Source organism: Pseudomonas sp. NBRC 111139 (assembly GCF_001753955.1).
GTDB classification, from domain to species: Bacteria; Pseudomonadota; Gammaproteobacteria; order Pseudomonadales; family Pseudomonadaceae; genus Aquipseudomonas; species Aquipseudomonas alloputida.
The window spans coordinates 1-13,574 of record NZ_BCBP01000109.1 but is presented as its reverse complement, the minus strand read 5'-3'; the positions used below and the strand labels follow the sequence as shown (position 1 = coordinate 13,574).

9 protein-coding genes and 1 rRNA gene are annotated in these 13,574 nt (G+C 59.6%); 6 read left to right on the top strand and 4 right to left on the bottom strand.

Translation table 11 applies throughout. The features are described from left to right. A partial coding sequence (locus BJQ17_RS28460) for a retention module-containing protein (protein WP_060546681.1) occupies positions 1-870 on the bottom strand: 870 nt, incomplete at its 3' end. 997 nt (positions 871-1,867) lie between these two features. Here BJQ17_RS28460 and BJQ17_RS28455 point away from each other — a divergent pair. After that, a complete protein-coding gene (locus BJQ17_RS28455) occupies positions 1,868-4,024 on the top strand; it encodes a type I secretion system permease/ATPase (protein WP_003256004.1) in 2,157 nt (718 codons plus the stop codon). 7 nt (positions 4,025-4,031) lie between these two features. Next, on the top strand, positions 4,032-5,390 hold the full coding sequence (locus tag BJQ17_RS28450; protein WP_014859068.1) for an HlyD family type I secretion periplasmic adaptor subunit: 1,359 nt from the start codon (positions 4,032-4,034) through the stop codon (positions 5,388-5,390). Positions 5,391-5,545: 155 nt separating this feature from the next. On the opposite strand, the gene lapD is transcribed toward BJQ17_RS28450, so the two are convergent. After that, a complete protein-coding gene (lapD, locus tag BJQ17_RS28445) occupies positions 5,546-7,492 on the bottom strand; it encodes a cyclic di-GMP receptor LapD (RefSeq protein WP_003256007.1) in 1,947 nt (648 codons plus the stop codon). 10 nt (positions 7,493-7,502) lie between these two features. Further along, the gene (gene lapG, locus BJQ17_RS28440; protein ID WP_011953175.1) at positions 7,503-8,264 is read right to left on the bottom strand and encodes a cysteine protease LapG; all 762 of its coding nucleotides are present in this window, start codon (positions 8,262-8,264) and stop codon (positions 7,503-7,505) included. Positions 8,265-8,467: 203 nt separating this feature from the next. Between lapG and BJQ17_RS28435 the strand changes: the two genes are divergently transcribed. The 4 genes from BJQ17_RS28435 to BJQ17_RS28420 all read left to right on the top strand — a co-directional run bounded on the left by BJQ17_RS28435 (position 8,468) and on the right by BJQ17_RS28420 (position 13,308). Continuing rightward, a complete protein-coding gene (locus BJQ17_RS28435) occupies positions 8,468-9,157 on the top strand; it encodes a GntR family transcriptional regulator (RefSeq protein WP_003256010.1) in 690 nt (229 codons plus the stop codon). A gap of 106 nt (positions 9,158-9,263) precedes the next feature. Next, entirely contained in the window at positions 9,264-9,767 is a 504-nt protein-coding gene (locus BJQ17_RS28430) for a sigma-70 family RNA polymerase sigma factor (RefSeq protein ID WP_003256011.1), read from the top strand. A 4-nt stretch (positions 9,768-9,771) separates the two neighbouring features. Further along, a complete protein-coding gene (locus BJQ17_RS28425) occupies positions 9,772-10,728 on the top strand; it encodes a FecR family protein (protein WP_083285128.1) in 957 nt (318 codons plus the stop codon). Positions 10,729-10,893: 165 nt separating this feature from the next. Beyond that, positions 10,894-13,308 carry a TonB-dependent siderophore receptor gene (locus BJQ17_RS28420; RefSeq protein ID WP_070096951.1) on the top strand — a complete coding sequence of 805 codons (2,415 nt, stop codon included), beginning with the start codon at positions 10,894-10,896 and terminating at the stop codon, positions 13,306-13,308. Between the two features lie 66 nt (positions 13,309-13,374). On the opposite strand, the gene rrf is transcribed toward BJQ17_RS28420, so the two are convergent. Further along, positions 13,375-13,490: ribosomal RNA gene (rrf, locus tag BJQ17_RS28415) — 5S ribosomal RNA — on the bottom strand. Positions 13,491-13,574 lie beyond the last annotated feature (84 nt).

The following is a 13,574-nucleotide window of genomic DNA, read 5'->3' as shown; positions in this document are numbered from 1 at the left end:
GACCGACGGGCTCGCCGTCAGGGTTGCAGTGGTGGTGTCGATTGTATCGGTCACTTGGGTAACCGCTGGCGTTTGCGGCAATGTCACCGTCAGCCCGCCACCCCCGGTACTGCCGGTCACGGTCGCCGAAATCTGGCCCCCGTCGATGTAGGGCGTGTCGTTTGCCGGAACTACGACGTTGACACTACCACTGGTCTGCCCAGCCGGAATAACGATCACGGCACCGTTGGACAGCGTAATTACCAGGTTGGTGGTCGGCGCCTGACCAACGGTGGCGGTATAAACGATTACGCCACCCGCTTCACTGATAGAAGGGGTTGCGCCAAGCGTCAGCTCAGTAGCAACGTTGGTATCCGTAGGTGTGGTCACCAGGTTGTTGCCGTTAGTGTCCAGCAGGCCCACTTCTTCGTTATCGAGTACGCCCGCAAAGCCCAGCCCGTCAGTCGGGAAACCAACCGTCGGGTCAACACGGCCAGCCGTTTCTTCGAGCATCACGAAGCTGTGGCCACCGCCCAGCGCACCACCACCCGCTGATGACGGGCCAGCGGCGGTAGCTTCAAGCTCAGTAGTCGGGTCAACACCAGCAGCAATAGCCTGCTGCAGCTCTTCCACCGAAGGCGCGGCCTGGGCTGCCGCCTGGCTCAGGTCGGTGCTGCTGTCAGGCGCATCGGCGCTCCATTGGCTGTCACGGCCCAGATCGAGCGTACGGCCATCAGCCAGCTCCAGAGTAACTGCGCCACCAGGACCGGTGAGCACTTCCTCACCGGTCAACAGGCGGTCACCTTCGATAAGTACACGCCGGATGCCCTCTGGGGATACCGCAATAACCTGGCCGACAATGCTTTTGACGATGGCTACAACGCTGCTCATTGGACTCTCCGTGTGACCCGATGGGTACTTCCCTGCCAGAGCGGCGCTTGCTAGCCACTTCAGGCGGAACTATGTCGATGATCTCTTGACGATTTTTGACGTCAATATTCCGTCTATAACTTTTTGGAATTGCCTAACTGCCAAACTATTGACCTTATACATGCCATCCTAAACAATCGGCAATGTAATGTCACATTGATATTTGTACCTTAGCCAAGCGTTTCCTTAGGACAAATGTCTTACATCATCTAAAGGGTGTTAAGCCGTCAGCTCCAGCACTTTTTCATACACCTCAACACCCGTAAATCATGCGGCGAGACTGTCCTCCTTCGGCAATGTCAGCATTACTGGCGTCAATATCCAGATCACTGTCAAATGCCCGGACACTGATTGCCGAATAAGCACAAACCTTGCCGGAATGCGGCCAGGCAGAGGTCGATAACCAGCATGACCCGGGAGCGCTTGCTCGCTCGAGGCACACCAGGCTTTCAACGCTGCGCAAGCCACAAGCAGCGATTTGTCGCAAATCAAAGACATGGCGTACGAGTGCGCAAATACTGGCCTCCCTATCATGGGAAATCGCTTGCGAATATTGAATGCAAGAAAGCAAAGGATCTGCTTTCTATAGATGAATTTTGACTAACAAGCCACGGATATGCGCCAACAAACCAGCGCCTGTTTACTGACAATGACTAAGCTGGAACCCACAGCCCTTGCTTCCCTTGGCTGAGTGGCAGGCTATGCTGCAACAAGCCGGATGATGGCTGGATCAAAAATGAAACAATCATTGCCCCGCTAAGTCTGGTGAAAATGAAGCACGTAGAATTGTTTACTCAACACCGATTCAAGGCGAACATTGGCCAGCTGCTCAAGCACCGGGGCGTGATAACCCTAATCAGCACAGCTTTGCCGTACCAATAGAGAGCCAGGGTGAGCCGACCCGACCTTAACGACGGCACACCCACCCCACCCACCACAAGGATGAAGAGAGCGCCGCGTGGAATCCGAAGTCAGTCGAGTCCAACTCAGCCACGATCCACGCAGTCAGCATGACGATCCCCTGCTGGATAGTCTGCTGAGCCTGTGTGTCCTGCACCAGAAGCCCGCCAGCCGGGTCATGCTGACAACAGGCCTACCGCTACCCGCCCAGCGCCTGAGCCCTGAACTGCTGCCCCGCGCTGCAGCCCGGGCAGGCCTGCAGGGGCGCCTGCTTCAGCGAAAGCTGGAGCAGATCCCAAGTATCGCCATGCCGGCCATGCTGCTGCTCAAGGAGGGCCGCAGCGCCGTCCTGCTCGGCTGGGAGAACGATGACACCGCGCGCCTGCTACTCAGCGAGAGCGACGGTGGCGAGGTGCACGTCAGCCGCGAAGCACTGCTAAGCGACTACAGCGGCCGCGTGTTCTTCGCGCAGCCGCAGCACAAGTTCGATGTCAACCACGGCAACCTCATCCCACGCGCGAAGTCGTGGTTCCGCGACACCCTGCTGCGCAGCAAGTGGTTGTATATCGACGCTATCGCCGCCAGCCTGGTGATCAACCTGATCGCCTTGGCCGCGCCGCTGTTCGTGATGAACGTGTATGACCGGGTGGTGCCAAACCAGGCCACCTCGACGCTCTGGGTACTGGCCATCGGTATCGCCGGCGCGTACATCTTCGACCTGATCCTCAAAGGCCTTCGCGGCCTGTGCCTGGACCTGGCAGGCAAGAAGACCGACCTGATCATCTCGGCAACGCTGTTTGAACGTATCGTCGGCATGTCGATGAAGTACCGGCCGGCGCGGGTCGGCAGCTTTGCCCAGAACATTCACGAGTTCCAGGGCCTGCGCGACTTCCTCGCCTCGCTGACCCTGACCAGCCTGATCGACCTGCCCTTTACCATCCTGATTTTGATCGTCATCGCCATCATTGGCGGGCACCTGGTGTGGATACCGATCATCGCTTTCCCGCTGGCTCTGGGCATCGGCTACGCCCTGCAGCGGCCACTGATGGCGACCATGGAGCGGACCATGGCTTTGGCATCAGAGCGCCAGTCCAGCCTGATCGAAACCCTGGCGGGTCTGGATGCGGTAAAGGTCAACAACGCCGAAAGCGAACGCCAGTATATGTGGGAGCAAACCCTCGGCACCCTGAGCCGGCTGGAACTGCGCGTGAAAGTGCTGTCGAGCCTGGCGATGAACATCACCCTGCTGATCCAGCAACTGGCAGGCGTGGCAATGATCTGCGTCGGCGTGTACCTGATCATCGACGGCAACCTGAGCATGGGCGGCCTGGTGGCTTGCTACATGCTCAGCGGCCGCGCCCTCGGCCCGTTGGGCCAACTCAACGGCCTGCTCGCCCGCTACCAGCAAGCCAAGGTGACCATGGTCTCCACCGACCACATGATGGATCTACCCCAAGAGCGCAACTTCGAAGAGCGCCCGCTGAGCCGCAAGGTGCTACAGGGCAGCGTCGAGTTCCGCGGTGTCGACTTCACTTATCCGAACCAGCAGAACCTGGCCCTGAAGAATATCAACCTGACCATCCGCCCTGGCGAGAAGGTCGGCATCATCGGTCGCAGCGGCTCGGGCAAGAGCTCGCTGGCCAAGCTCATTGTCGGCCTGTACGAGGCCGATGGTGGCTCGCTGCTGGTCGATGGCGTCGACATTCGCCAGATCGATGTCAGCGAACTGCGCCACAACATCGGCTACGTCCCACAGGACATCCAGCTGCTGGCCGGCACCTTGCGTGACAACCTGGTCAGCGGCGCCCGCTACATCGAGGACGAATTGATCCTGCAGGCCGCTGAATTGGCGGGCGTACATGAATTCGCCCGGCTGCACCCCGACGGCTACGAGCTGCAAGTGGGTGAACGCGGGCAGAACCTGTCCGGCGGCCAGCGGCAGAACGTCGCCTTGGGCCGTGCGCTGCTTCTCAACCCGCAGATCCTGCTGCTGGACGAGCCGACCAGCGCCATGGACAACACCGGTGAAGAACGCCTCAAGCAGCGCCTGCAGGCGGTGGTGGAGGGCAAGACGGTACTGCTGGTCACGCACCGTGCCTCGTTGCTGTCACTGGTAGACCGGCTGATCGTGATCGATCGCGGGCAGATTGTCGCCGACGGCCCGAAAGCCGCGGTCATGGATGCACTGAAGAAGGGGCAGATCAGTGTTGCATAAGCTGGATATGGGGCAGTTCAAGGACGGCCTGCGGCGCTATTTCAAAGGCAGCGACTCGCTTGGCGGCCAGCCGCTGCCCGAGGTAAACAAAGCCCTGATCGAAGATGCACCGCGGGTGGTGCGGCTGACCATCTGGGGCGTGATCCTGTTCTTCGTATTCTTGATTGTATGGGCCAGCGTTGCGCCCATCGACGAAGTTACGCGGGGTGAAGGCAAGGCCATTCCCTCTTCCAAGGTACAGAAGATCCAGAACCTGGAGGGCGGCATCGTCGCCGAAATCTTCGCCAAGGAGGGGCAGATCGTCGAAGTGGGCCAGCCATTGCTGCGCCTGGATGAAACCCGCTTCGCCTCCAACGTTGGTGAAACCGAGGCTGACCGCCTGGCCATGGCCCTGCGGGTCGAACGTTTGAGTGCCGAGGTACAGGACAGCCCGCTGATAATCGACGAAAAGCTGCGTAAAGCCGCGCCAAACCAGGCGGCCAGTGAGGAGTCGCTGTACCAGAGCCGGCGCCAGCAACTGCAGGACGAAATTGGCGGCCTGCAACAGCAGTTGGTCCAACGCCAGCAGGAACTGCGCGAATACAGCTCCAAGCGCACCCAGTACGCCAACAGCCTTGAGCTGCTGCGCAAGGAAATCAGTATGTCCGAACCGCTGGTGGCAACCGGCGCGATTTCCCAGGTTGAAGTGCTGCGCCTGCGCCGTGCTGAAGTGGAAAATCGCGGTCAGCTGGACTCCACTGCGCTGGCGATCCCGCGCGCAGAGGCGGCCATTCGCGAGGTGCAAAGCAAGATCGAAGAGACGCGTGGCAAGTTCCGAAGTGAAGCGCTGACCCAGCTGAACGAGGCACGCACCGAACTGAACAAGGCTACCGCCACCAGCAAGGCGCTGGACGACCGGGTGCACCGCACACTTGTCACTTCGCCAGTACGCGGTATCGTCAAGCAACTGCTGGTGAACACCATTGGCGGGGTAATCCAGCCAGGCAGCGATATCATCGAAGTCGTGCCACTGGACGACACGCTGGTCATCGAGGCAAAGATCCTGCCCAAAGACATCGCCTTCCTGCACCCTGGCCAGGAAGCGACGGTCAAGTTCACCGCGTATGACTACACCATCTACGGTGGGCTCAAGGCCAAGCTAGAGCAGATTGGCGCCGACACCATTACCGATGAAGACAAGAAGACTACGTATTACCTGATCAAGCTGCGCACTGATCGCAGCCACCTGGGGACTGATGAGAAGCCACTGCTGATCATTCCGGGGATGGTGGCGACGGTGGACATCATGACAGGCAAGAAAACCATCATGAGCTACCTGCTCAAGCCGATCATGAAGGCGCGCTCGGAAGCGCTGCGCGAGCGGTGATAGCCGACCTGCTGGTTTCGCCATTGCTGTAGGAGCGGCCTCGTGTCGCGACAGGGCTGTACAAGCAGCCCTGCACATCGCTACGTGAACCTGGGGCCGCTATGCGGCCCTTTTGCGGCTCTAGGCTGTTCCTACAGCGGCGCGAGAGAGGCCATTCAGCGCCAAGGCGCAGGCTCACCCACCAGTTGCCCCTGAATCCCGCCTACTCCCATCTCCAGCAACACCAACCGCTCCCCTTCCGTCTCGACTCGCTCAGCAATCAGCGGCAGGTCGATGCTATGCGCCGCACGCTGGATCGCTTCGATGAACAGCCGCTTGTGCTGCTCATGATCGATGTTGCGGATGTAACTGCCGTCAATCTTCAGGTACGCCAGGCCCAAGTGCGCCAGGTTGCCAATCATGCTGAAGCGCCCACCGAAGCGTTGCAAAGCCAACCCGAAACCTAGCCCATGCAGGCGCCGGGTGAGTTGCTCCAATGCTGCCTGCTCAGGCAACTGCTCCTCGCCAATTTCAAAAACCAGCCGCGGGCCGAGCGCCGCATTCTGGCCCAGCAGCTCGAAAATGCGTTGAAGGGCCTTGGGGTCGGCCAGGGTGGCGGCGGACAGGTTCAACGCCAGCACCTGGTCATGCCCTCGCAGGTGCGCCAACACTTTCTCCAGCACCAGCACATCCAGCCGCGGCATCCAGCCGAAGCGCTCCAGCCAAGGCAGGAAGCGGCCCGCCGGCAAGGCCTCGCCCTGGCCATCGCGCAAACGCGAAATAACTTTGTGGTGCAGTACCCGTTGCGAGGAAGCGCACTCCATCACTGGCTGGAAGAACAACTCGAAATGCCCATTGATAAACGCCTGGTCGAGCCGTTCGTGCCAGGCATGCTGGCTATCTGCGGCAACCGCAGCAACACCTTGCTCAAGGCATACCCAGCCCGGCGTTGGCTGGTTCTCAGCGCGGGCCAGAGCCTCGTCGGCGAGCTTCAGCAATGCCTGTGGTGAATCACCAGGGCTGAATGGTGCCAGGCCTATACAAGCCACCGGGTCTATATCACTGGCCCCCGTTTCGTGCAGGCTCTGCAACGTTGCCTCCAGGGCCTGGGCAAGGTGTACGGCCTCCTCATGCACCATGCCCGGTGCCAGCACTGCAAATTCACCGCCGCGGCTGCGGGAAATGAGGTCGTTGGTTTCCGGGTAGCTGGCACAAGTACGACGCAGCTGTTCACCTACCGCTTGCAGCAACTGGTCGGTACGCTGGCCGCCAAGGCGGGCGTTCAGGCCAGCCAGGCCCTGAACCCGCAGCAACAGCAGGTAGCCGGCGCGCGCGTCTTCCAGGTTGCTTACCCGATTGTTCAGCTGCATTTCAAAATAGCGGCGGTTCGACAGCCCGGTCAGGCTGTCCTGGTAGGACTCCGCACGCAGCCGCTCACTGCGCTCGGCCTGCTCGGTGAACAGGGCTTTGAGTTTCTCGACCATCTGGTTCATCGCTTGCACTACGCGCCGTAGCTCCGGCGTGCGTGGCAACTCTGGCAGGCTGAGAAATTCGCGGCGAGCAATAGCGTGGGATTGCTCGACCATGTAGTCCAGCGGCCTCAACTGGCGACGCAACAGCAAAGCACCGAGCACGGCACTGGCCGCACCGCACAACAGCAACCAACCCAGGCTGCCCAAGGCACTTTGCCAAAGCTTGGCAATGGCGAACATCGGGTGGCTGATCACTTCAACGCGCGCGGCCTGCTGCCAGCCACGACTGACGATTGCATCGCCGCCGGCGGCCTCAAGGCCGATCAGGCGCACGAACCAAAGCGGCACACCGCCAGGGTCTGGCTCGGCATGACGCTCCACCAGCACGGCATTGGAACCCAGGTCGACGACCTTGATGCTTGCATAGTAACCACTGTCGAAAATCGAGCTGACCATCAGCTCGACCATCGCTGGGTCGTCGATATTCGGCGTCAGCGAAAGCGCCAGCGCGGTGGCCGCATCCTGGGCGTGCGAGCGCAGCTGGTTGACGTATTGGCTGCGCGAGCTTTCCAGGCTGACCATGAAACTGCCACTGAAGGCGACCACCAGGAACAGGCAAATGGCCAACAGCAATTGTTTGAACAGTGACATCTGTGCTCCTTCAGTAAACCGGCTCGGCCGGGAACCCTTCGGCCTGCATTTTCTTCAACAAATCCTGCCAGCGTGACAGCCGCTTGGTATCACCAACCTTCTTGTTCCCTGCGGCGCCCGTCAGCCACAACCCCTCGCCATTGAAGGCGTACACCGGCAGCAGGTCGGTACGCTGGCTTGCCGGCTTGATGGCATCCATCAGACTGTCCAGCACCAAAGGCTGGGCCTGTGGGCTTGAATAATAGGTCAGGACCATGTGTGCCCGGTTCTGCCGCAGCGCCTTGACGTAGGTGATGCGCAGTTTTTCGCTGGGGATTCCCATGCGCCGTAGACTGAAATATTTGGCGATGGCGTAATCCTCGCAGTCCCCTGCACCTTTGATCAGTGCCTGCACAGGTGTGGCCCAGTAGTCGACCTCATGCCACAGATCGATATCCTCGACATAACGCAATTGCTGGTTGAAGAAGCGGTTGACCACTTGCAACCGTTCAAGCTCGGTACCCTGCTTCTGCGTGGCCATCAGGCTCTGCCAGGCATCGATGCGCCCCTGCCCGGCACCTAGTGGGCCGTACAGAGCCTGCGACTTGCGGCTGATCTGGGAGAAATCCCAATCCGCGTGCAAGCCGCCCAGCAGAAGACTGCCCAGCAGCGCGGCAAAGCCGACATATCGCACTACGGTTTTGAGCAACCAGGATATCGCCACTGCGAAGCCCTGTTCAGACCAGTCGAAAGCAGCGATGGTGGGGCTTGCCACCGCAAAAGACAATGGCACCCTGCAATCACGCACCCGGCTGTCAGCCCGCCTATACTTTCTGCTTACATCTTTCTATAGGCAGCTTCCTTTGACGTGCGACTTCCTCCACCATAGCCGCGCTTTTGGGGCGCCCGTACCAGTGTGGGTGCAGGTTTGACACCCTCACAAGCTGTTACTAGTGTCATTGGATCCAATATAGTCATCGTTGAGGCAGGCGTCGCGTGGCCAAGAAAATCAAATTGAGCAATGTGCTGGCCAGCGAGCAGTTGTTGCCGCATCAGGCCCGTGCCGTGATCGAAGAACGCCTGCGCAGCGCCATTCTCGATGGGCGCTTGCCCCCTGGTACTGCGGTTCGCCAACAAGAGCTCGCCACCTTGTACGGCGTTAGCCGCATGCCCGTGCGCGAAGCCCTGCGCCAGCTCGAAGCGCAGTCCCTGCTGAAGGTGGAGATGCATAAGGGCGCCGTCGTTGCACCGCTGATCGGCGAGGATGCAGTGGACACCTATGCCCTTCGCGTATTGCTCGAGAGCGAGGCGCTGCGCCAGTCTATCCCGCTGCTTGATGCCAGCGACATCGCCAGCGCCCGCGGGTATATCCAGCAACTGGAGAACGAGACCAGCCACACCGAAATTGGCCGCCTCAACCGCCTGCTCCACATGGCGCTGTACAGCAAGGCGCCGAACAAGAAACTACTGCGCCTTATCGAGAACGAACTGAACGAGGAAGAACGCTTCCTGCGTTTCCATCTTTCGTCCATGGGCCTGGGCAAGCTCACTCAGGACGATCACAACGCACTGGTAGATGCAGCCAGCGACAAGCTGGTGGACGAAGCGGTAGCGGTGCTGGAACGGCACCTCAATGGCGGGGCGCGGGTGATCCGCAATTACCTGGATACGCAATTGGGGCGTTAGCCCATTACCGGCTTTACGCGGTAATTGATGGGTTGCAAATTAATCTTGCTCCGCCAACAATGAGACTAATTATCATTAACGTCCATTGATGCCGGCGCCCTCCTCCATGCCCAGCAACGATTCCGTGCAAACGCTCTACAGTGACCACCACGGCTGGTTGCATACCTGGCTGCGTAGCAAGCTCGGCAATGCAGCCGATGCGGCTGACCTCGCCCAAGATACCTTCGTCCGCTTGCTACAGCGTCGTGAGCAATTGCAGCTGAATGCTCCCAGGGCCTTCCTGCGCACGGTAGCGCGTGGGTTGGTGATCGATCATTGGCGCCGCGAGGAACTGCACAGGGCCTACCTGGAGGCTTTGGCCCATGTGCCGGAAGCCCTGGCCCCCTCAGTCGAGACCCGCGAGCTGCTGCTGGAATTGCTTGAGCGTATTGCACGCATGCTCGACGGCCTCAAACCCAAGGTCCGTCGCGCATTCCTGCTGGCTCAATGCGAGGGGCTGAAGCATCAGGCCATCGCCGAACAGATGGGGATCTCCGTGCGCACCGTTGAGCGCTACATCGCCGATGCGCTCTATCACTGCTACGTGCTGCGCTATGAAGACGACTGCTGAATCCATGACCGTCGCACGCCCTGATACAAAAACGGTCAGGCAGGCCATTCAGTGGATGCTGCGGCTGCGTGAAAGCGGGCACGATCCAGCTCTGCAACAACAGTGCGCGCATTGGCGCAGCAGCCACCACGAAAACGAACAGGCCTGGCAGCGTGTGGTTCACCTTCATCAGGACCTTGACCTGCGCGCTATTCCCGGTGCCGGGCTGGCATTGCAGACACTGGAAACCAGCCAGCAGCGCCTGCGCCGCCGACAGGCGCTGAAGCTGCTTGGCGGCGTTGTCATGGCAGGATCTGCGAGCTGGCTGGCCAAAGACCTCGATACTGTGAGTGCCTGGACGTCAGACTATGCCACCGGCACGGGCGAGCGACGCGTCTTCACCCTGCCCGATGGCTCACTGATGCAACTCAATACCTGCAGTGCCGTGGACCTGGCCTTCCATGATCAACAGCGTCTGGTCCGCTTGAAGCATGGGGAATTGATGATCAACTGCAACCCCCGGCATCCCCTGCTGGTACAAACCCGCGACGCGCTGCTGGAAGGCTTCGAAGGACGCTTTGTGGCCTATCAGGATAGCGACTGCACACGTGTCAGCGTCAGCCACGGCAAAGTGGCGATACACCGGCCTGGTACTGGCCAACTTCAGTGGATCGAAGGTGGCCAGAACTGGCGCCTGGATGCTCAAGGTGCGCACCGGCTCGCGCACATGGAGATGGATGCGATGGCCTGGACTGAAGGGTTGATCGTCACTCAGGACATGCGCCTCTCCAACTTCCTCGCGCAGGTCAGCCGCTATCGCCATGGTTACCTGGGCTGCAGCAATGAGATTGCCGACCTGCGCCTGTCGGGGGTGTTCCGCCTCGAAGACCCGGAACAACTGCTTCGGCTGCTAGCACAGACGTTGCCCGTACGACTTCGTCGACGTACACGCTGGTGGGTGCATGTAGAGAGCATGACCTGATAAGGCGTTATCGATTTCTGGCGGGTTTTGAATCCAGGTCCGGCTAGGACAGTAAGCAACACTTTCTGCCCTCGACACTTTAACGGACCCTTCATGCCTACCAACCCGGTGTTAACCCACACTTTCAGCCCGAATGATATTCGTCCAGTCCTGCAATCAGCTCACTTGCGCCACGCCATCCGGGCTGTTCTGTTTGGTACCGCCCTGGGCCTGGCAACTGCTCCGCAACTTTCCGTAGCGGCCGACACAGCCGAAGTGAGCCATGAATATGCAATACCGGCTGGCCAACTGACCGATGTGCTCAACAAGATCGCTCGTCAGGCCGGCATCACCCTATCGAGCACGCCTCAGCTGACCGATGGCCTGCATTCCAACGGACTGCAGGGGCAGTACACCACCGATCAGGCGCTGCGCCAGTCGCTAAATGGCAGCGGGCTGGAAGCCGTCAGCCAGGGGGGACGTAACTATGTGCTGCAGGCACAGCGTCAGAACGCCGCCCTGGCATTGCCAGACACCGACATCCGTAGTTTCTCCCTCGGCAACGCACTGGGCAGCATGGAGGGTTACAACGCCACACACAGCCAGGTGGCGACCAAGACCAGCATGCCCTTGGTGGAGACATCCCAATCGGTCTCGGTAGTCACTCGCCAACAAATGGACGATCAGGGCTCTCAGACCGTTGCCCAGGCCATGCGCTACACGCCAGGAGTACTGACCAACCCCTACGGTGCCACTCATCGCTATGACTATGTAGCCATGCGCGGCTTCAACGACGGATCGGTGGACAACATCTACGTCGATGGGCTCAAGTCAATGGGCGACAACGGCACCTACAGCACGATGCAGGTAGACCCATACTTTCTTGAGCGCATCGACATTCTCAAGGGACCGTCTTCGGTACTGTACGGGCGAAGCTCGCCGGGTGGCCTGGTAGCCCTGACCACCAAGAAGCCACTCTTTGCCCCTTACCATCAGGTTCAGGCCACGGTAGGTACTCAGGGCCAGCGTGGCGTGGGCTTCGACTTCAGTGGTCCTGTGGATGACGACAAACGCATTGCGTATCGCCTGACGGGTTTGGCGGATGCTTCCGACACTCAGTTCGACCACAACAAGGAAGAACGTTACGCCATCGCCCCTGCTATCAGTGTCGACTTCACCGAAGACACCTCACTCACGCTGCAGGCCTATTTGCAGCACGACCCTGACGGTGGGTACCACGGCGGTAACCCTGCTGATGGCATGCTGCACAAGCGCAACGGTTTGCGCCTGTCAGACCATTTCTTCGAAGGCGAGCCGAGCATCGACAACTACGAGCGCACGCAGCAATCCTTCAGCTACCAGTTTGAGCATCGCTTCAATGATGTGTTCACAGCGCGGCAGAACTTCCGTTATCAGGATTCCGACGTGTCGATGGACCAGGTGTACTCCGCCGGCTGGGCAGATGTTGACAGCAACATGTTAAATCGCGCCTATACCGGCGGCGACGAGCGTCTGCATTCGTACATCATTGATAACATGCTGCAGGCAGAATTCTTTACCGGGGCGGCCAAACACACCTTGCTACTGGGGGCTGACTACCAGCGGCGCAAAGCCGACGTGGCATGGCGCTATGGCACCGTCGGCCCACTGGATGCCGGCAATCCACAGTACGGCAATGGCAATCTTCAGGTACTGGGCGAGAACCGCTACCAGCGGCGCTTGCAACAAACGGGTGTGTACCTGCAGGATCTGGTGGAGCTGGACCAGTGGCGCTTTTCATTGGGGCTGCGCCAGGACTGGGTGAAGGTGTCCGAAGAGAACCGTGACAGCGACAGCAAGGTCAGTGATCAACGCTCCAGGTTCACCTCCCGGGCAGGGGTGCTCTACCTGTTCGAGAACGGCATTGCGCCCTACATCAGCTACTCGGAGTCGTTCAACCCGAACACCGTGTCCGACCAGCAAGGCCGGCCGCTGGCACCGACGGAGGGCACTCAGTGGGAAGCCGGCATCAAATATCAGCCACCAGGGAGCGACAACCTGTTCACCGCATCGGTGTTCCGCATCGAGCAGGAGAATTTGGCGTCTAAACAGCCTGACGAAGACTTCTATCGCCCTGTCGGTGAAGTCCGCTCGCAAGGGCTGGAGCTTGAGGCCCATGTACAGCTGACCGACAGCCTCAAACTGCTGAGTGGCTATACCTTCACCGATATCGAGTATTCGAAGTCAATGCCGAGCCTTGTCTCAGGCAACGTGGACAACAAGGGTAATTCGCCGACTCAGGCGCCGAAACAGATGCTCTCGCTGTGGGCCGACTATATCTTCCGCCAGGGGGCACTGGATGGCCTGCGGCTGGGCGGTGGGGTGCGATATGTGGGGTACAGCTGGGTCGATGCGGAAAACAGCATGAAGGTGCCTTCCTACACCCTGTTCGACGCCTCTATCGGCTATGACCTGGGCAAGGTCGGCCTGACGGGTGTGGATGTGCGCTTGAACGCCAACAACCTTACCAATGAAAGCTACATCACCTCATGTGCCAGCCTGAACTACTGCTACATGGGTGAAGAGCGCAATGTGAGCGCCACAGTCAGCTATCAGTTCTAACCGATATTGAAACCCGAAAAAGACAAAGCCCCTGTCTGCATCGCAGACAGGGGCTTTGGGTTTGAATCTTGACGATGACCTACTCTCACATGGGGAAACCCCACACTACCATCGGCGATGCATCGTTTCACTGCTGAGTTCGGGATGGGATCAGGTGGTTCCAATGCTCTATGGTCGTCAAGAAATTCTGTGTGCTGGCCCGTCCCTAGGACGTGCCTGCGAATCTCTGTAGTTCCTACTTAAAGACAAAACCCCTACCTGCATGT